The following is a 19,094-nucleotide window of genomic DNA, read 5'->3' on the forward strand; positions in this document are numbered from 1 at the left end:
TTTCAATTAAATTATCCCTTGAAGTGATTTTCCATCTTTTGCCAACTGATCAATTTTATGCTCAATGGCAGAATCCTTTATCAATTCTGGTGCATGATGAGGTTTTTTTCTGGCATCAATGATGAGCGAACCTTTGCAGCCCCAATGTTTGTTAATGGTAAAATCGTTTACACCATAAATGTCAGCAGCAGGGTTGCTTCTTGTAAATGCGATCCAAACCAGGTTATCAATATTCGCTGCCGTAAATGCCGAGTCATCTGCAAGAATAATCAGTGGCAAACCGGAAAGATTCTGATCCATTAAAGAGATGTTCAATAAGGCAATTTCTGTTGCTGTTTTCTCTGCACTTAAATATTTATCGCATTCAATAACCATTACCCCACGCATGGCAATACGTGCTTTGTAACAACCATTGCATAGTTTCAAATTAGAAGGCACTTCGCTCCACAAATTGCGTTTCTTCTCTCCCGCTGCGGCGATTACAACTTTCGAACCACTATTCAAACCATCTCCACTATAATCCAAAGTATCAATAGTGGTATTGGTGTAAAAGTGGATATCTCTGGTTAAATCAACACGTTCTAAAATATGGGTAATAAAGGCTTCAATATGATGGGTACTTAGATTTTCATCATCTTCTTTAGCTGCAATAAACAAGTATTTTGCCAAGCTTAATTGATTTTTCCCTAATATATGATTGGCAATGGTTAATATTTCCTGTGGTCTTCGTTCCTTTAAATAAGGTGTATAACGCTCACTTCCGATAGCAAAGAGTAAGGGATGAACACCTGCAGCATCTACTGCGTGAACCTCTTTCAAACCATGAATTTCCTGTGGAATTGCCGAGCCTGTGATCTCATGAATTAATGCCCCAAAACTGGTATCTTCCTGTGGAGGACGACCAACTACAGTAAAGGACCAAATGGCATCCTTTTTATGATACACATTATGCACTTTCATTAACGGGAAAGGATGTGTCAAACTATAATATCCCAAATGATCACCAAAAGGTCCTTCGGGTTTATTTTCATTAGGATAAACCGTTCCTGTGATAATAAAATCGGCATCAGCAGAAATACAAAAGCCTTCATCATCATAAAAATAACGAAATCTTCTATTGCCCAAAGCGCCTGCAAAAGTCATTTCCGATAACCCTTCGGGCAATGGCATAACTGCAGCTAGAGGATGAGATGGAGGCCCACCAACGAAAATGCTAACTTTTAAAGGTTGTCCTGCTGCATTTGCCTTTGATTGATGAACGCCAATCCCACGATGAATCTGATAGTGCAGCCCTATTTCTTTATCCTGAATGTAATCGTTTCCGCCAAGTTGAATGCGATACATACCAAGGTTTGCATTCAAAATTCCTGGTTTCTCTACATCTTCGGTATAAACCTGAGGCATCGTAACAAACGGACCTCCATCCATTGGCCAATTTATAATTTGTGGCAACTGACTTATGCTGGTTTTAAGGAATTTATCTTTGGCAGCAGGTGTTTTCATTGGCAAAGCGGATAATGCCGACATGGCAGAGCCCGCATATTTAAAAGGATTTTTCAAAGCTTTTATGGGATCATTCCTTAAAGAAACCAGTTGCTGAACTTTTGGTAAGGTATCTCTAAAGATAAATTTGGATCGCTCCAGCGTTCCAAACAGATTTGAAACAGCAGGGAAAGGACTCCCTTTAACCTTTTCAAATAACAAAGCGGGACCTTGATTTTCATAAACCCTTAAATGGATGGCAGCCATTTCTAAGTAGGGATCTACTTCTTCTTTAATTCTGATTAAATGACCATGTTTTTCTAAATCGGAAACACATTCTACTAAACTTTTATATGCCATGCCCAAAGATAAATAATTAGATCTTCTGTGAAACGAAAAAGCCTTAGATAAACAGATTTTACAATTCTTCCATTTAACTAAGGCTAATAACCTGTTATTAAAACATTATTTCTTTCCAGCGAAAGAACGCAACATCCAGGTGTTTTTTTCTTTAAATTGCATGAAACGGTTTACCATGTCATTCGATCCATCATCTCCGGCTTCAGCAGTAGCATCCAAAATCTCTCGCTCTATTTCTATTAATTTAGCCATATCATCTAAAACTGCATCAACCATATCTAAATCTTTCATGCCAATGGTATCAATTTCTTTGATTTGCGATTCTTTAATATAATCAGCAAAACGGCTGTGTGGCGGTTTACCTAAAGTTAAAACACGTTCAGCAATTTCATCGATGGTTAATTGTGCATTGGTATAAAGTTCTTCGAACTTAATGTGAAGGGTAAAGAAGTTTTGCCCCTTTATATTCCAGTGGCAACCTCTTAATTTTTGATAGTGAATATGATAATTAGCTAAATAGTCATTTAAAAGATCAACAACTGGTTTAACCTCTTTTTCATTTAAGCTTATTTCTTTAGCATCCATTTTAATTAGTTTTATTTGTTTTTTGATGAGTACCTAACAATCCAAATTTACAAAAGTTTTAATCTAAATTCCTGTTTATACAATACCTTATTTATTAGTTCGTTTATTAATCAATATTGAATCAGTTTAACATTTCACAAGTAATTGTTAATGAATTATATATCATTCAGATGAAATTGAAGTCATTGTATTTTTACTTAAAATCGGCTTAGCGATGTAAATATGGTTAATAATATTATTCGTATAATTGCTTTCTTTGACTTAGAAATTTATAGAAAATAAATGCACAAAATATACTTATCTGCTTTTGTTCTATTTGCTTTAAACGTTGCAAATGCTAAAGCAAACACGGGTAGAGACTCTATCGGCGTTGAAAACAATAATGGCAAGAAACTTATCGTTCATCAAACTGTAGCCAAAGACACCTACTATTCTATTGCAAGAAGATATAATGTTTCTCCTAAAGACATTATGGCTTTTAATGACAACAAATATCTCCAGGTTGGTGTAATTATCAAAGTGCCTACAAATATTCCCTGGGGATCAACAAGTGGCTCCACAATTCAGGTTTCATCAGCAAATAATGGCATTATTGAACATACCGTTAAAGCTAAAGAAAACTTAAACATGCTTGCAGAAAAGTATGGGACCACCATTAATGAAATTAAAAACCTGAACAATTTAACCGGGAATAATTTAAGCATTGGTCAGGTTTTAAAAATTGCACCAAAAAATGGTGCTGAAGTTTCAACTTCAACCTCATCAGTTTCGCAACCAGCAAAAGTAAATTCTGCTCCTATAGCTGAAAATAATACGACATCAACTGATGGAACCATGATTGAGCATACCGTTGCGCCAAAGGAATTTTTGAACAAAATTGCGGAAAAGTATGGAACAACGGTTGAAGAAGTTAAAAAAGCAAATAATTTAACCAACAATAACCTTCGAATAGGCCAGGTTTTAAGAATTCCGGCTACAAAAAACATTGAAGAAAATAAAGTGATCAGTGTCTCAGAAGAAAAACCAGTTCAGGAAAGCCAATCTGCAGATGCTGCCGGAAAACATACGGTTTTAAGAAATGAAACCATTTTTACCATTGCTAAGCAATATGGAGTTACCGCATATCAGTTAAGAAAACTAAATGATTTACCTGACAATTCAATTACCATCGGGCAAGTATTAAAAGTTCCGGGCGGTATTATAACAGAAGTGCAGGTGCCTAAAGAAAAACAAGCTGAGCAGGTAACTAAAAATCCGGTATTACCGAAAGAGGAAAGCTTTATCCATACTGTTGCGAACGGCGAAAATATTTTTACCATTGCCAAAAAATATAATTTAACAGCTTATCAAATCAGAACAGCGAATAACCTGACTGACAATTCAATTAAAGTTGATCAGAAATTGATTATTCCAAAACCTCCGCAACCGAAATCGGTCAACGAACTTTCAAGAGAAGAACAAGAAAATGAACCTGATAGCACCATGGTTAAAGATCCAAAGCTTCGCCGTGACCCAAGCGTATATGGTTTAAGTCAGATTGAAGAAAAAGGCGCTGCTGTTTGGATAGCGGATGCAGATTTAGATGGCTCGAAAATGTTGGTTTTGCACCGCACCGCTCCGGTTGGCCGGGTAATTAAGATTACAAATCCAATGACTAATCGTACCACTTTCGCTAAAGTTGTTGGTAAATTTACAGAGAACGAATCCACAAAAGATGTTATCATTGTAATGACTAAAGCCGTTGCTGATTCATTAGGCGCTTTAGACAAACGTTTTTTCTGCAATTTAACATATAGTGCTCAATGAGTTCGAACAAAAAACCTTTTATAATAGGTATTGCCGGTGGTAGTGGTTCCGGTAAAACATTTTTCTTAAACTGCTTTCTTCATCATTTTAAACAAGATGAAGTAACCTTAGTTTCTCAGGACGATTACTATATTCCTGCTGGTGAAATGACACAAGAGGAAAACAAATTATATAATTTTGATCTCCCTTCTACCATTGATAGTGAACAATTTTTAAAAGATATTAAGCAATTGATGAATGGTGAAGTTGTTTACAAAAAAGAATACAATTTCAATAACCCATTAGCTGTGGTAAAGATTTTAGAAATTAAATCTGCACCTATTATTATTGTCGAAGGGCTTTTCATCCTTCATTTTAAAGAGATTGCAGCTTTACTTGATCATACCATCTTTATTGATTCTGATGAACAAATCGCTTTAGATAGACGCATTAAACGCGATGGCCTGGAACGTGGCTATCCTGAGGATGATGTTTTATATAAATGGTATAATCATGTGGTACCCGCCTATAAGGAATATTTATTGCCTTACAGGGAACAGTGCCATAAAATCGTAATGAACAATACCGATGAACCAGAAGAGATCATCGCAGTCACTGAAGAAATCTCCAATGATTTAAAAAGGAATATTTTAGTAGACGTACAATAGATAAGAGAAAATTCAATATCAAAGAAGTCAGGTTTTGAAAACCCGACTTCTTTGATAAATAATATAAATGGTTGGCACGCCACTAACCATGGAGCGCATATTAATCCAATCTCATTTCGGGAATCTCTCCTTCCACTATTAATTTTCCAGCAGTGGATTGTTTAATAAAGTCAATGCTTACACCAGGCGCACGCTCCAGAAGCTTAAAACCACCTTCAGGCAATATATCCAGAACGGCGAGCTCTGTAACAATCTTTTTAATGCATTTTACACCAGTTAACGGTAATGTACATTTGGGCAATAATTTGCTCTCTCCTGCTTTGTTGATATGTTGCATGGCTACAATAATGTTTTTGGCTGATGCCACTAAATCCATCGCCCCACCCATGCCCTTAACCATTTTTCCAGGAATTTTCCAGTTCGCAATATCACCGTTTTCTGAAACTTCCATAGCACCTAAAATGGTTAGGTCTACTTTCTGAGCCCTGATCATCCCAAAACTCATGGCTGAATCAAAAATTGATGAACCTGGTAAAGTGGTAATCGTTTGTTTTCCGGCATTGATTAAATCGGCATCTTCTTCGCCATCAAATGGGAAAGGTCCCATCCCTAACAAGCCATTTTCTGATTGTAAAACAACATTTATTCCTTCTGGAATGTAATTGGCCACCAGAGTTGGTATACCAATTCCAAGGTTAACATAATAACCATCTTTAATTTCTTTAGCTATACGCTGTGCAATTTCTTCTTTTGAGAATGACATAATTGAAATGAGTGAATTTTGAATGAGAGATTGATTGAATGCCAATGAACTATTGAACCTTTCTAACCGTTCTCTGTTCTATTCTTTTTTCGTAATCTTTACCTTGAAAAATACGATGAACATAAATTCCAGGGGTATGAATATAATCGGGGTCAAGTTCTCCAGCCTCCACTAATTCTTCTACCTCGGCAATGGTAATTTTACCCGCCATAGCCATAACCGGATTAAAGTTTCTACTGGTTGACCGAAAGATTAAATTACCGGCAGTATCACCCTTCCAGGCTTTTACAATTGCAAAATCAGCGTCGAAAGCATATTCCATTAAATAATCCTTTCCACCAAAATTCCGAATTTCTTTGCCTTCAGCAACTTCAGTACCAACACCCGCAGGGGTAAAGATCGCAGGCATTCCATATCCCGCAGCTAAACAACGGGTGGCTAATGTACCTTGTGGAATCAAATCAACTTCTAATTCTCCACTTAACAGTTGCCGCTCGAACTCTGCATTTTCGCCCACATAAGAAGATATCATTTTTTTAACCTGCCGCTGCTTAAGCATTAACCCAATCCCAAAGTCGTCAACTCCCGCATTGTTTGATATGCAGATCAGATTTTTTACCTGTTTGTTAACTAAAGCATTGATACAATTCTCCGGAATGCCACAAAGCCCAAAGCCACCAAGCATAAGCGTTGCCCCATCTGAAATATCTTTTATGGCTTCTTCTGCACCAGATACAACTTTATTTATCATTTTACGAAATTTTGGTTAGTTTGCTAAATTACTAATTGCCTTTAAAAACCATGCATTAATAATTTTAAATCTCTTAAGAATAGTTTTTAATTGGAATTGTTCTAAACAACACTTACCTTTGTGCTGCAATGATTTACGAGAGAGAAGAAGACATATTTATCCTACCCACCGATCCGGAATTTCAGAAAGGCATGGGATATATCTTTAGCTGCACAGCAGAACACAAAAAGTGTTGTGAGAAATTTAAGAAAGGGAAACGCTGCAAGAAATGCCCGGGCAATAAGAAGAAAAAATAGTTATTTGGTTTTCATCAGTCTTATCTATCATCGCTTCATTACTCTTACAGATATAAATTTTTCCCTTAGCGATTGATATACGACCTCTTATTCTATTGTAAGTATTTGCATAAAAATCTTTCGTATCTGTTATTTTCGATTGTGAATCATCAAGTTTCAACTACATCAATTTTGTTCTTTTTAAAACCGCAAAGTATCGAGGGATATACCAGCGTTAAATAGGCTATTGGCTTCAGGTGGTAAAACTGAAATAAATCGCTATTTATATCATAAATATTAACCCTAACTCAGTTTAAATTATAGATTTTGATCAGAATCTCTTTAATTTGCCAACTATCAGTATATAAAATGAACAAAAATATTTCAGAAAACCGTTACGAGAAAATGTTATATAACCGTTGTGGTAACAGCGGGTTGAAACTGCCGGCAATATCTTTAGGCTTATGGCATAATTTTGGGCATGTAAACGTGTTCGAAAATAGTAAAAACTTAATTTACACAGCATTCAATAATGGTATCACCCATTTCGATTTAGCCAATAATTATGGTCCGCCCCCCGGCTCCGCTGAAGAAGTTTTCGGAAAAATTCTTCACGAAGATTTTAATGGTTATCGTGATGAAATGATTATTTCCAGTAAGGCTGGGTACACCATGTGGGATGGCCCTTATGGCGACTGGGGATCAAAAAAATATTTGGTTTCAAGCCTTGATCAAAGTTTAAAGCGAATGAAATTGGATTATGTTGATATCTTTTATCATCATCGTCCTGATCCTGAAACGCCTTTAGAAGAAACGATGGGTGCTTTAAGTTTATTGGTACAACAAGGAAAAGCACTTTATGTTGGTATTTCAAACTATAATGCAGAAGAAGCTGAAGAGGCTATCCAAATTCTAAGAAAAAATGGAACACCATGCTTAATTCATCAACCAAAGTATTCAATGTTTGAACGTTGGGTGGAAAACGGGTTGCTTGACGTTCTGGAAAACAACGGCGTTGGCTGTATTCCTTTTTCTCCACTTGCGCAAGGATTATTAACTGATAAATATTTACATGGCATTCCCACCGATTCACGGGTTGCAACAAGTGGTGTATTTTTAAAAGAGAGCAATATCACGCCAGAAAAAGTTGAAGTAATCTCCAAACTCAATGAAATAGCAAAATCACGTGGGCAAAAACTATCGCATATGGCACTTTCGTGGATACTGAAAGACAAGAGAATCACAACGGTTTTGATCGGAGCCAGTAAACCGGAACAAATTACCGATTCCATTAAGGCTTTAGATCATACGACCTTTACTTCAGATGAGATTAGAATAATTGATGAAATTTTAAAATAAACGCTTTTACAAAAAGTTAAGCACCAATTAGTCATGACAAGAAATCTCGTTATGCTTTTGGTGCTTTTTTTAATGATATGCCGATGCTTAAAGCAAGTCGTTAAATCTATTTAAACTACCTGTAAAACAATTTTACCTCTTGTATGTCCTTGCTCACTTTCAATTTGAGCTTTTTTTGCATCAGTTAAAGTCAATACTTTTTCCACAATAGGTTTTACCTTTCCATTATCAATGAGTTTGGCAATTTCTGTTAATTGATCGGGAATTGATTGTGCTGTAAAACCAATAAGATGCACTTTTTTGGCTTTTGATTCTGCTACATATTCGGGCATCAAAGTGGTAATCAATCTGCCACCGGCTTTTAAAACATCGATGGATTTTAATTGTATTTCACTACCTAAAGTATCCAGTACCAGATCAATATCCTTTAAAACCTTTTCAAAATCTTCCATATTATAATCAATCACTTCATCGGCTCCCAAACGTTTTAAAAAATCAATATTGTGTGCTGATGCAGTGCCAATAACATGTGCGCCTTTGCATTTAGCAAACTGAATGGCATAGGTACCAACACCACCAGCAGCGGCATGAATCAAAACCTTCTGTCCCTCTTTTAACAAACCGTGATCGAAAAGGCCTTGCCAGGCAGTTAACCCTGCAAGTGGTACTGCAGCAGCTTCTGTATGCCCGATATTTGTAGGTTTAATACTGATCTGATTTGCATTCACCACAATATATTCTGCATAAGCACCATTTTTTGTGGGTTCTGGCCTGCCATAAACCTCATCGCCTTTTCTAAAAGTTCCAACCTTCTCTCCAAGTTCTTCTATCACGCCTGAAACATCCCACCCAAGTGTTAAAGGCAGCTTGGAAGGAAATTTTGTCTTCCTTAGTCCTTCTCTAATTTTCCAGTCGACAGGATTTACGCTTGTAGCGTGTACTTTGATTAACACTTCATCTTTATTTGGTTTTGGCACTGGAATATCATCAATTGATAAAACATCAGGGCCACCAAATTCATGAATTCTTATCGCTTTCATAGGCTAGGTTATTTTATGTATACAGTTTTAATATTTACAAATTCATGGATGCCGAACATGCTTAATTCTCTGCCGTATCCTGATTCATTAATTCCACCAAAAGGTAAAGCGGGATCTGATTTAACTCCCTCGTTAATGAAACATGATCCGGCATTGAGTTTATTTCTGGCAATATCTTCTGCCAGCGCAGCATTTTTGGTAAATACAGCTGCACCTAAACCAAAGTTGGTATCATTGGCAATTTTAATGGCATCTTCAATATCTTTTGCCGAAATGATAGCGGCAACCGGCCCAAAAATTTCTTCGTGGTAGGCCAGGTTTCCTTTTTCAACAGCAGTTAAAATAGTAGGCTGATAAAAGGCATGATCACCTTCTATTTCAGGGATTGTTCCACCAAGAATACATTGAGCCCCCTGCTTTATACTTTCTAATACCTGTTGGTGCAGTTCGTCCCTCAAATCTTTTCTTGCCATTGGTCCCAGTTGCGTATTTTCTTCCAATGGGTTCCCTGTAGTCTTGCCAGACATCGCTGCTTTAAAAAGCCTGGTAAATTCATCCAGCACTTCTTCAATCACTATAAATCTTTTAGCGGCGATACAACTCTGTCCGTTGTTAATTAAGCGGGCGTTAGCACAAACTTCTGCTGTTTTAGCCAAATCTGCATCGGCTAAAACCAAATAAGGATCGCTGCCACCAAGTTCGAGAACTGTTTTCTTAATTAATTTTCCAGCCTGAGCAGCCACTTTTTTACCAGCCTCGGTACTGCCCGTGAGCGTTACAGCTTTAATGAGCGGATTTTCAATAACTTTTGAAATTGCTTTGCTGTTACAGATGAGTGTTTTAAAAACATCTGGCGGAAAACCGGCATCTGCAACAATTTTTTCAATGGCCAGTGCGCAACCTGTAACACCTGAGGAATGCTTCAATAAACCGCAATTCCCAGCCATTAAAGCGGGAGCCAAAAACCTGAAAACTTGCCAGAAGGGAAAATTCCATGGCATAATTGCCAATACAATACCTATAGGTTGAAAACTCACATAACTTTTGCTGGCGCTTGTATTAATAACCTGATCAGCAAGAAAGTCTGCTCCATTTTTAGCATAAAATTCACAAACTGCTGCACATTTTAATATTTCGGCAATACCATCCTTTAACGGCTTACCCATTTCAAGGGCCATTAATTCAGCCAGTGATGCTTTACGTTCAATAAGTAATTTTGAAACTGTTAATAATAGTTTAGCCCTGGTTTGAAAATCTACGTTTTTATAATCCAGCCAGCATTGATGAACCAGATCAATTTTATCATTGATTTCTTTTTCTGAATGCTCCTGATATTCCTTTATGATTTCTCCATTAAAAGGATTAATTGATGAAATACTCATATGCTTTTAACAAAGCGTACAAAATTTTGTGTTCGATAATTTTTATTAATTGCTTACAGGCGTTGGGTTGAAGATGGTAGTTGCTTTAAACTTTTAATTTTCTGCTTTAAAATACCTGCGGCTTTGGTATAACCACCCTCTGCACCATCAACAAAATGAATATGATCATCTTCCAGATCGCGGACATAACAGGACATTACCGACTCACTACTAACATAAATGCCGTATAAAATTTCATTATTATTTTCAAATTTATCCAAAGCATTTTCAAGCATTTTGCGTTGTTTTTCAGTTCCCGTAATTACAGTATTGATTCTGCCATCAATCACTAAAGTATCCGACATTTCAACCAATTGTTTAAGATATCTTTTACCATGTGCAGTTCTGAAATAGATGTATCCATAAGCATTGATAAACCAGGTTTTAACTAATTCTAAAAATCTTATTTTCCCTAATCTATGGCGCATTTCCCTGCCTAAATTGTTAAAGCTTGTTCTAAAAATCAATTTTGGAATTGATATCGGTTGCCGTTTTTCCGGTGTCCCGTAAATATGATCCAGTTGTTCTATTATTTTGCTAAAAACTTCGGCTTGTTTGGTATGGTCTTGTGCAATAGCGATCAACGTTACCACTTCTTCGCTGTTTTCCGGTGGTTGAATTTTATCCCAACGGCATTGCATGCCACTTAAATCCAATTCGCCCTGGTCTTCGGTTTGATCGGAAAATAAATAATTTTCTCCTTTTATTATTTTTTCAGCATAATCCAGACCATTTCCTAAAACAACTGGAATAGAAAACATCCTGGAGATACTAAATCTGCAAATTTTTAAGCTATGCCCCATATCATAAGTTTCTTTTACCGATACAATGCCTGCTCTAATGTCCAGATTAAAATTTTGTAAAGTATTGCGGCGATAAATCATGAGTGCTTTCATGGCTTTATCAACAATAACCGGCGGAACAATAAATGTTGCACCATCACCACCAAAGAAAAAAGGAATAGCAACGTTAGCTTTAAATGCAATATTTAATACGGTAACAATACTTCCCGTAGCGATTAGATTTACATTTTCATGCAATCCTGAATTTACAGCAGCTGTTGAACTTTTAATATCAGTAATGATAATGTGCCAGTCATCCGGAACTTGACTGAATAAATCTTTTCTCCTAAGCAAATGATGTAAAGGGATTTTATTGATCTGAAGATTAGCAAAAAAATGATCCTGATTAGTCAACATAATGAACCGTTAATAATATTTAATATACGAAAATGATTCAAAAGGGTTTCAACATCACTAAGAATAAACTTAAAATATTATTTGGAATTATTCTAAATAATCTGATATTTGCTTAAGTCAAGCAAGAATTAAAAATAGAGAATTATGTGCAAAACAACTGTTCTGGCTCAAAACAAAAACATTACCATTGCACAGTGTAATAACTGCAAGGTATTAAATATCTGGAGATCGGGTGTGTTAATGAATTTCTCATTCGAGCAATTTGATGCATTTTATAGTGCTACCAAAAAGCTTCGATTTGATGACTATTTAGAAAATCGTCCTGATGGAAAAGAAGTGGTCATCCTGTCTACCCCATTTCCTGATATCAGTTTGGTTTTTACGAGAGATGAATGGAGTGAATTTTTTACAAAAATAGACGAAGCCTTGTATATGAAAAGGGTTTACGAAATCGTACATAATTAGATCATATCCCGCAGATTTAAGAAAATTAAGAAGACTTTATCTTATCTGCGTAATCAGCGGTGCTTGCGGGAAAACACCTGAAGAATCTCAACGTCATTTACAATGATTTTATGGAGTAAATTATCCCCCCAAGAATGACAGATATATTCGGACCTTCTCACTCTGAACGAAGTGAAAACCTGCGAAGCAAGCATGAGTACGATTGAAAATAAAGCTATTAATGAATAATTCTTAAGCGATGAAATACAAAATTAATACCGCACTGATTTACTTAAATTTAAAGAAATAATAATCCCGCAGATTTAAGAAAATTACGCAAATTTTATTTCTTATCTGTGTAATCAGCGGCATCTGCAGGAAAACACCAGAAGAATCTCAACGTCATTTACATTGATTTTTGTGAAATAAATTATCCCTCAAGAATGACAGACATATTCGGACCTTCTCACTCTGAACGCAGTGAAGACCTGCTAAGCAAGCATGAGTATGATTGAAAATAACGTTATTAATGAATATCCCCAAGCGATGAAATGCAAAATTAATACCGCACTGATTTACTTAAATTTTAAAGAAATAATATCCCGCAGATTTAAGAAAATGACGCAGATTTTATTTTATCTGCGTAACCAGCAGCATCTGCAGGAAAACACCTGAAGAAGCTCCACCTCATTTATATTGATTTAATAAAATAAATTATTCCTCAAGAATGACATACATATTCGGACTTTGTCATTCTGAACGCAGTGAAGACCTGCGAAGCAAGCATGAGTACGATTGAAAATACGTTATTATTGAATAATTCCTAAGCGATGAAATACAAACCTTAATACCGCACTGATTTACTTAATTTTATTTCTTATCTGCGGCATCCGCGGGAAAACACCTGAAGAATCTCAACGTTATTTATATTGATTTTTGTGAAATAAATTATCCATCAGACTAACAACAGTTATAATGAAAGTGATTGATAATCACAGAGATATCTAAAACACAAAACCAATCGCTAATGATCTTTTCCGCGCAGGCAGAAACCAGAAAATGCTCATCGAAGATAATCTTAAAGCTTTCGCTATTGAAAAACGCATTAAGATACCCAATTAAATTGGATATGACGCAAAGTTTTAAAGATGTTCACAGGGTAGTTTTCAGAAGAACAACGAGGCTGGCCAGAAGCCAGCCTCATTTGATAATAGTTAAGAATTTGAATTATTTCTTCGGTTTCGAACTCATATAAAAAGTAAGCTTTCCTCCATTGGTTATATCTAAATGTTTAATTTGATGATCAGTAATTTCCTTTCCATTCAACATTACTTTTTGAACGTAAACATTTTTATCGCTTTGCTTAATGGCTTCAACAGTAAAGGTTTTGCCATTTTCTAAATTAATGATGGCATTGTTAACCAACGGACTGCCAAGTGAATACACATCAGAACCAGGAGCCACAGGGTAAAATCCCATTGCCGAGAACATATACCAGGCACTCATTTGTCCGCAATCGTCATTTCCACCTAAACCATCAGCAGTAGGCTTATATTGCATATTTAAAATATGGCGAATCTGCGCCTGACCTTTGTAAACCTCATCTGTCCAGTTGTACAAATACGCAACATGATGCGCGGGCTCGTTGCCATGAACATAACCACCAATAATGCCTTCGCGGGTAATATCTTCAGTGTGAGCGAAAAACTCATCAGGTAAGTGCATGCTAAATAAAGTATCCAATCTGGCTGCAAATTTCTTTTTGCCACCCATTACTTCAATTAATGAAGCAGGATCATGCGGAACAAAGAAACTGTAATTCCAGCTATTGCCTTCAATAAAACCTTGTCCTTCTGTATCTTTCGGATCAAAAGCTTTTTTGAATGTTCCATCAGCTAAACGTGGACGCATAAAACCCGATCCACTATCGTAATTATTTCTCCAATTGTTAGAACGTTTTATAAACTCTTCATAAACATCCATGCGGTTTAATTTCTTAGCCAACTGGGCTATCGACCAATCATCGTAAGCATATTCCAAGGTATTGGAAACCGATACCCCGCTCCTTTCGGCAGGGATATAGCCTTTATCCATATAGTAACCAATTCCTTCATAGTCGCGGTGTTTAGCAGTCGTCACGCAAGCATCGAGCGCTTTATTGGCATCTCCGTTATAAGTGCCTTTAATAATTGCATCAGACAAAACTGAAACACTATGATAACCGCTCATACACCAGTTATCATTTGCATAATGCGACCAGATGGGCAACATTTTCAAACTACTCTGATCGTAGTGCGCCATCATAGATTTTACCATATCATTACTGCGGACAGGTTGTACAATATTAAAAAATGGATGTAAAGCCCTGTAGGTATCCCATAAAGAAAAAGTGGTGTAATTAGTAAAACCTTCCGCTTTGTGAATGCCTTGATCCAGGCCTTTATATTCTCCGTTAATATCAGTATAGGTTGTTGGATTAATAAAGGCGTGGTATAAAGCTGTATAGAAATTAATTTTGTTATCGTTGGAAGTAGATACCTGAATTTTGTTTAATTCCTTGTTCCAGGTAGATTGTGCCTGCGCTTTAACCTTTTCAAAATCCCAGCCCGAAATTTCTACCCGCATATTTTGCAGGGCATTTTCCTGACTTACCGGCGATAGGGCAAATTTAATCTTTACTTTTTCCCCTTCCTGGGTATCAAAATCGAAGAACATTTTTATCTTTTTACCAGCAATTTCCGGAAAGTTCTGATCTTGATTAAACTTGCCCCAAAAACCTCTGTAAGCTTGTTTGGCATCATAACTTCTTCTGCCATAGCTTTTAAACGGTTTGGAGAAACTCATTGCGAAATAAACCGTTCTTGTTCTCGCCCATCCATTGGTTTGGCGATAGCCTGTTATTAAAGTATCATTAACCACCCGAACATAAGTCCAAACGGTTTTATCTTCATAGTTATAAATTCCTGCCATCAAATCTAAAATGATGTGCGATTGATCTGATTTTGGGAAAGTATATTGATGCATTCCAACTCTGTTGGTAGCAGTTAATTCAGCAATAATGTTATCGTCATCCAGTTTCACTTTATAATAACCAGCCTCTACCTGTTCATTTGCATGTGAGTAAGCTGAGCGGTAACCACCTTTGGGATTATCGGCAGTACCAGGATTTAATTGCAGTTTACCTTGGGTTGGCATAATTAAAAAATCGCCCAAATCAGAATGACCAGTACCGCTAAAATGGGTATGACTAAAGCCAGTGATTGTTTTATCTTCATACTTGTAACCAGCGCAATATTTGTAAACATCGCCGTTATATTTCCCATTTACTTCGTAAGAGAGTGTATCTGTTTCAGGACTTAATTGCACCGCACCGAAAGGAACTGTTGCGCCCGGATAGGTATGTCCCATCTTTGATGTACCGATAATTGGCTTTACATATTGAACCAGATTCTGCTGTGCAAATGCCATAAATGAAGAAAACAGCAGACAGGGAAGGATAACTTTTTTAATCATATTTGTTAAAAATTGAACTTATTTTTTTTAAAATTCTAAGGTATTAATTAAAATGCAAATCTGTTTAAAATCTTTATCTAAATCGTTTAACCAACATAAAAAATACAATCATGATCTAATTCATTTGTTGTGGCTAAATAAAATAGTCTGTGCGCCATACACCATAGGAATCAACTCTCCTTGTATCGCTAATTTAAAACCCAAAAGGAAGGTTGTCGCTAATATTACCGATGAAAAACCAGAGAATATTCGGGCAATAATGGGAAAGGAAAGGATTGTCATTTAACCGACAATTCTGCTTTTTACAAGTAACTGACTTGCTTTAAATAATTTCAGCTAAATAAACCTTATTTTTGCATCCAATAATTTAAAAATGAGTAAACACGGTAGAATTCTGGTTGCCATGAGTGGCGGGGTTGATAGTTCAGTAGCAGCTGTAATGTTGCATGAGCAGGGTTATGAGGTTATTGGCTTAACCATGAAAACCTGGGATTATGCAAGTTCGGGGGGCAGTAGCAAGGAAACTGGTTGTTGCTCTCTGGATAGTATAAACGATGCCCGTACACTGGCTGTGAACTACGGTTTTCCTCATTATATATTAGATATTCGAGATGAATTTGGCGATTATGTTATCGATAATTTTGTAGATGAATATTTAGCCGGAAGGACACCAAATCCTTGTGTATTGTGCAATACCCATATTAAATGGGAAGCATTGTTAAAACGTGCCAATAAATTGGATTGTGAATTTATCGCCACTGGACATTATGCAAATATCCGCCAACAAGACAGCGGGCGTTATGTAATTTCGAAAGGTAAAGACGAAAACAAAGATCAATCTTATGTGCTTTGGGGGGTTTCACAAGAAAACCTTTCCAGAACGAAATTTCCTTTAGGCAGCTTTGCTAAATCTGAAATCAGACAGATGGCTTTAGATATGGGACAGGAAGAACTGGCTAAAAAATCAGAAAGTTATGAGATTTGTTTCGTTCCAGATAATGATTACAGAGCCTTCCTAAAACATAAAGTTGAAGATTTAGAAAATAAAGTTGCCGGTGGTAACTTCATTCTGAATAACGGAATGGTTGTTGGTCAACATAAGGGCTATCCTTTTTACACCATTGGTCAACGTAAAGGTTTAGGCGTAGCATTTGGAGAACCGATGTTTGTTACCCAAATTTTACCAGAAAGCAATACGGTGGTTTTAGGCAGAGCGGAAGAATTAGAGCGCAAAGAAGCAATGGTTCGAAACATCAACTTAATTAAATATGCCAGTATTGAAGAGCCGATGAATGATGTAATTACCAAAATCCGATATAAAGATGCAGGTATGCTCAGTACAATTGTACAAGAGAAAGATAAAATGCGTGTGGTGTTCGATCATCATGTTTCTGCCATTGCACCCGGTCAATCAGCCGTATTTTACGAAGGAAACGATTTATTAGGTGGTGGTTTTTTAGTTTAACCCCCTTGAAAATGATCTCAATCCCGGTTAATACAAAATTAGCTGGGATTTTTTTATGTAATATTCTGAATGGTGCTATTGTTAATCCACAGGTTAATCAAACAAAATGCGGCTGACTTTCCTTTATTAAGAAATTAGAAAGTCAATCCATAAAGATTATCCTCATATGAATCATACCAAAAGACCTTTCCAACCCATAGAAAATTATGGAATCATTGGAAATCTTAAAACAGTGGCGCTTGTTTCGTTACAAGGATCAATTGATTTCATGTGTGCACCAAAATTTGATTCGCCAACGGTTTTTGCATCCATGCTGGATGCTCAAAAGGGAGGTTTCTTTGCAGTGGAACCAGATTTAGAAAATTATACCAGCAAGCAACTTTATTTACCGGGAACGGCTATTTTATTAACCCGTTATTTTTCAGACGCGGGCATAACTGAACTTACTGATTTCATGCCAGTACAAGAAGGCAACAAATCACATAAGAGCGCCATTGTCAGGCAGATTAAAACCATCCGTGGGAGTATCAAATTTAAAGTAAGTTGTGTACCAAGATTTGGTTATTCTGCCAGTGAACATGAAGTTGAGTGTTTAGAAAAAGAAATTCTGTTTACCTGTAAAAAAGAAAAATCAGTAATCAGAATGCTTTCTGATCAGCCCCTGATAGTAAGGCGTAAAAATGGCTACGCAGAATTTACGCTAAAAGAAACTGAAATTGCTACCATTGTTTTAGAATTTTTATCGCCTGGTGAGCGGGGAGAAAATATAAATTTTTACCTTCAGGATGCCTATCATCAAACAAAGGATTTCTGGATTAAATGGATTAATAAAACCAGTTACCAGGGTAGGTATAGCGAACTTATTCGCCGATCGGCAATAACACTGAAATTGCTAACTTCAGTAGAATTTGGTTCAGTAGTGGCGGCACCCACTTTCGGCTTGCCAGAGGTTATCGGAGGGAACAGGAACTGGGATTATCGCTACACCTGGATCCGTGATGCTGCATTTACCATGTATGCTTTTTTAACCTTAGGTTTTTACGATGAAGCAACGGCATTTATTGATTGGATTTTTAATCTCTGTCAAAAAACTGATCTCCAACTGGTTTATCAAATAAATGGCGATTCTGATATTCATGAGAAAGAACTGGCACAATTTGATGGTTATCACTCATCAAAACCTGTTAGAATTGGAAACGCAGCAGCCACCCAGTTACAAATTGATATTTATGGCGAACTAATTGATACGATTTACATTTACAATAAATCATATAAACCCATTACTTATGAATTTTGGACTTTAATTGAAAAACAAATTGCTTGTGTGGTCAAAAACTGGAAAAAGGCAGATCATGGCATTTGGGAAATCAGAAGCGAAAAGAAACAATTTCTGCATACGCGTTTAATGTGTTGGGTAGCGATGGATAGAGCAATAAAAATTGCTGAGCACCGCTCCTTTCCCTACCCTGAAAATGAATGGCATAAAATCCGCAGTAAAATTTATAACGACATTTATCATAATTTCTGGAATGAAAAACTAGGTGCCTGGGTTCAGTATAAAGGCGCTCAACATGTTGATGCCAGCGTGCTGCTCATGCCCTTAACTCACTTTATCTCTCCGATAGAGCCCCGATGGCTGTCTACTTTAAAAACAATTGATGAGGAATTGTTGCTTGATGTTTTGGTTTATCGGTATAACAACGGAATGAAAAAAATTGATGGACTGGATGGAGAAGAAGGCACCTTTAACATGTGCTCATTTTGGTTTATAGAAGCCCTTGCTAAAAGCGGAAATCTGGAACGTGCTGTAGAAAATTTCGAAAAAATGATTGGCTATTCCAACCATTTGCTTTTGTTTAGTGAAGAACTCGGGAAAAAAGGAGAACATTTGGGCAATTTCCCGCAGGCATTTACACATTTGGCTTTAATTAGTGCAGCAGTTGAACTTAACAAACAAATAAGTAGAAAAACAGGTAAACCATAA

14 protein-coding genes are annotated in these 19,094 nt (G+C 36.6%); 6 read left to right on the plus strand and 8 right to left on the minus strand.

What is annotated here, in order from left to right; translation table 11 throughout:
* Nucleotides 1–6: 6 nt before the first annotated feature.
* Entirely contained in the window at nucleotides 7–1,842 is a 1,836-nt protein-coding gene (locus tag DU508_RS03395) for a UbiD family decarboxylase (RefSeq protein ID WP_115401426.1), read from the minus strand.
* 105 nt (nucleotides 1,843–1,947) lie between these two features.
* Nucleotides 1,948–2,427, minus strand: coding sequence for a Dps family protein (locus DU508_RS03400; protein ID WP_115401427.1), 480 nt, complete (start codon nucleotides 2,425–2,427; stop codon nucleotides 1,948–1,950).
* A gap of 282 nt (nucleotides 2,428–2,709) precedes the next feature.
* Here DU508_RS03400 and DU508_RS03405 point away from each other — a divergent pair, with 282 nt between their 5' ends.
* Nucleotides 2,710–4,233, plus strand: a complete 1,524-nt coding sequence (locus tag DU508_RS03405; protein WP_115401428.1) for a muramidase family protein — start codon at nucleotides 2,710–2,712, stop codon at nucleotides 4,231–4,233.
* Nucleotides 4,230–4,880, plus strand: coding sequence for a uridine kinase family protein (locus DU508_RS03410; protein ID WP_115401429.1), 651 nt, complete (start codon nucleotides 4,230–4,232; stop codon nucleotides 4,878–4,880). Before DU508_RS03405 ends, DU508_RS03410 begins: the two co-directional genes overlap by 4 nt.
* Before the next feature lie 100 nt (nucleotides 4,881–4,980).
* Here the strand turns inward: DU508_RS03410 and DU508_RS03415 are convergent, their stop codons facing one another.
* Nucleotides 4,981–5,643: a CoA transferase subunit B gene (locus DU508_RS03415; RefSeq protein WP_115401430.1), complete on the minus strand. Its 663-nt coding sequence runs from the start codon at nucleotides 5,641–5,643 to the stop codon at nucleotides 4,981–4,983.
* 49 nt (nucleotides 5,644–5,692) lie between these two features.
* Nucleotides 5,693–6,394 carry a CoA transferase subunit A gene (locus DU508_RS03420; protein WP_115401431.1) on the minus strand — a complete coding sequence of 234 codons (702 nt, stop codon included), beginning with the start codon at nucleotides 6,392–6,394 and terminating at the stop codon, nucleotides 5,693–5,695.
* A 644-nt stretch (nucleotides 6,395–7,038) separates the two neighbouring features.
* Between DU508_RS03420 and mgrA the strand changes: the two genes are divergently transcribed.
* Nucleotides 7,039–8,028 (plus strand): L-glyceraldehyde 3-phosphate reductase, encoded by a 990-nt coding sequence (gene mgrA, locus DU508_RS03425; protein ID WP_115401432.1) that lies wholly within the window; start codon nucleotides 7,039–7,041, stop codon nucleotides 8,026–8,028.
* 110 nt (nucleotides 8,029–8,138) lie between these two features.
* On the opposite strand, the gene DU508_RS03430 is transcribed toward mgrA, so the two are convergent.
* The 3 genes from DU508_RS03430 to DU508_RS03440 are packed head-to-tail and all read right to left on the minus strand — an operon-like array spanning nucleotide 8,139 to nucleotide 11,688.
* Nucleotides 8,139–9,068, minus strand: a complete 930-nt coding sequence (locus DU508_RS03430; RefSeq protein WP_115401433.1) for an NADP-dependent oxidoreductase — start codon at nucleotides 9,066–9,068, stop codon at nucleotides 8,139–8,141.
* An 8-nt stretch (nucleotides 9,069–9,076) separates the two neighbouring features.
* Complete coding sequence (locus tag DU508_RS03435) at nucleotides 9,077–10,450, minus strand: NAD-dependent succinate-semialdehyde dehydrogenase (protein ID WP_115401434.1); 1,374 nt, start codon at nucleotides 10,448–10,450, stop codon at nucleotides 9,077–9,079.
* Nucleotides 10,451–10,503: 53 nt separating this feature from the next.
* Nucleotides 10,504–11,688 carry a DUF3095 family protein gene (locus DU508_RS03440; RefSeq protein ID WP_115401435.1) on the minus strand — a complete coding sequence of 395 codons (1,185 nt, stop codon included), beginning with the start codon at nucleotides 11,686–11,688 and terminating at the stop codon, nucleotides 10,504–10,506.
* Nucleotides 11,689–11,832: 144 nt separating this feature from the next.
* Between DU508_RS03440 and DU508_RS03445 the strand changes: the two genes are divergently transcribed.
* Nucleotides 11,833–12,153 carry a hypothetical protein gene (locus DU508_RS03445; protein ID WP_115401436.1) on the plus strand — a complete coding sequence of 107 codons (321 nt, stop codon included), beginning with the start codon at nucleotides 11,833–11,835 and terminating at the stop codon, nucleotides 12,151–12,153.
* Between the two features lie 1,206 nt (nucleotides 12,154–13,359).
* On the opposite strand, the gene DU508_RS03450 is transcribed toward DU508_RS03445, so the two are convergent.
* Nucleotides 13,360–15,645 (minus strand): GH92 family glycosyl hydrolase, encoded by a 2,286-nt coding sequence (locus DU508_RS03450; RefSeq protein ID WP_115401437.1) that lies wholly within the window; start codon nucleotides 15,643–15,645, stop codon nucleotides 13,360–13,362.
* Nucleotides 15,646–16,018: 373 nt separating this feature from the next.
* Here DU508_RS03450 and mnmA point away from each other — a divergent pair, with 373 nt between their 5' ends.
* Nucleotides 16,019–17,110 carry a tRNA 2-thiouridine(34) synthase MnmA gene (gene mnmA, locus DU508_RS03460; protein WP_115401439.1) on the plus strand — a complete coding sequence of 364 codons (1,092 nt, stop codon included), beginning with the start codon at nucleotides 16,019–16,021 and terminating at the stop codon, nucleotides 17,108–17,110.
* A gap of 166 nt (nucleotides 17,111–17,276) precedes the next feature.
* Nucleotides 17,277–19,094, plus strand: coding sequence for a glycoside hydrolase family 15 protein (locus DU508_RS03465; protein ID WP_115401440.1), 1,818 nt, complete (start codon nucleotides 17,277–17,279; stop codon nucleotides 19,092–19,094).

Source organism: Pedobacter chinensis, assembly GCF_003339865.1.
In the GTDB taxonomy this organism is placed as follows: domain Bacteria; phylum Bacteroidota; class Bacteroidia; order Sphingobacteriales; family Sphingobacteriaceae; genus Pedobacter; species Pedobacter chinensis.

Excerpts from the sequence above, each read along its gene's own strand:
- DU508_RS03400 (WP_115401427.1), bottom strand. The coding sequence starts at position 2,427 with ATGGATGCTAAAGAAATAAGCTTAAATGAAAAAGAGGTTAAACCAGTT.
- DU508_RS03435 (WP_115401434.1), bottom strand. The coding sequence starts at position 10,450 with ATGAGTATTTCATCAATTAATCCTTTTAATGGAGAAATCATAAAGGAA.
- DU508_RS03440 (WP_115401435.1), bottom strand. The coding sequence starts at position 11,688 with ATGTTGACTAATCAGGATCATTTTTTTGCTAATCTTCAGATCAATAAA.
- mnmA (WP_115401439.1), top strand. The coding sequence starts at position 16,019 with ATGAGTAAACACGGTAGAATTCTGGTTGCCATGAGTGGCGGGGTTGAT.
- DU508_RS03420 (WP_115401431.1), bottom strand. The coding sequence starts at position 6,394 with ATGATAAATAAAGTTGTATCTGGTGCAGAAGAAGCCATAAAAGATATT.
- DU508_RS03410 (WP_115401429.1), top strand. The coding sequence starts at position 4,230 with ATGAGTTCGAACAAAAAACCTTTTATAATAGGTATTGCCGGTGGTAGT.
- DU508_RS03465 (WP_115401440.1), top strand. The coding sequence starts at position 17,277 with ATGAATCATACCAAAAGACCTTTCCAACCCATAGAAAATTATGGAATC.
- DU508_RS03450 (WP_115401437.1), bottom strand. The coding sequence starts at position 15,645 with ATGATTAAAAAAGTTATCCTTCCCTGTCTGCTGTTTTCTTCATTTATG.
- DU508_RS03445 (WP_115401436.1), top strand. The coding sequence starts at position 11,833 with ATGTGCAAAACAACTGTTCTGGCTCAAAACAAAAACATTACCATTGCA.
- DU508_RS03415 (WP_115401430.1), bottom strand. The coding sequence starts at position 5,643 with ATGTCATTCTCAAAAGAAGAAATTGCACAGCGTATAGCTAAAGAAATT.
- DU508_RS03430 (WP_115401433.1), bottom strand. The coding sequence starts at position 9,068 with ATGAAAGCGATAAGAATTCATGAATTTGGTGGCCCTGATGTTTTATCA.
- mgrA (WP_115401432.1), top strand. The coding sequence starts at position 7,039 with ATGAACAAAAATATTTCAGAAAACCGTTACGAGAAAATGTTATATAAC.
- DU508_RS03395 (WP_115401426.1), bottom strand. The coding sequence starts at position 1,842 with ATGGCATATAAAAGTTTAGTAGAATGTGTTTCCGATTTAGAAAAACAT.
- DU508_RS03405 (WP_115401428.1), top strand. The coding sequence starts at position 2,710 with ATGCACAAAATATACTTATCTGCTTTTGTTCTATTTGCTTTAAACGTT.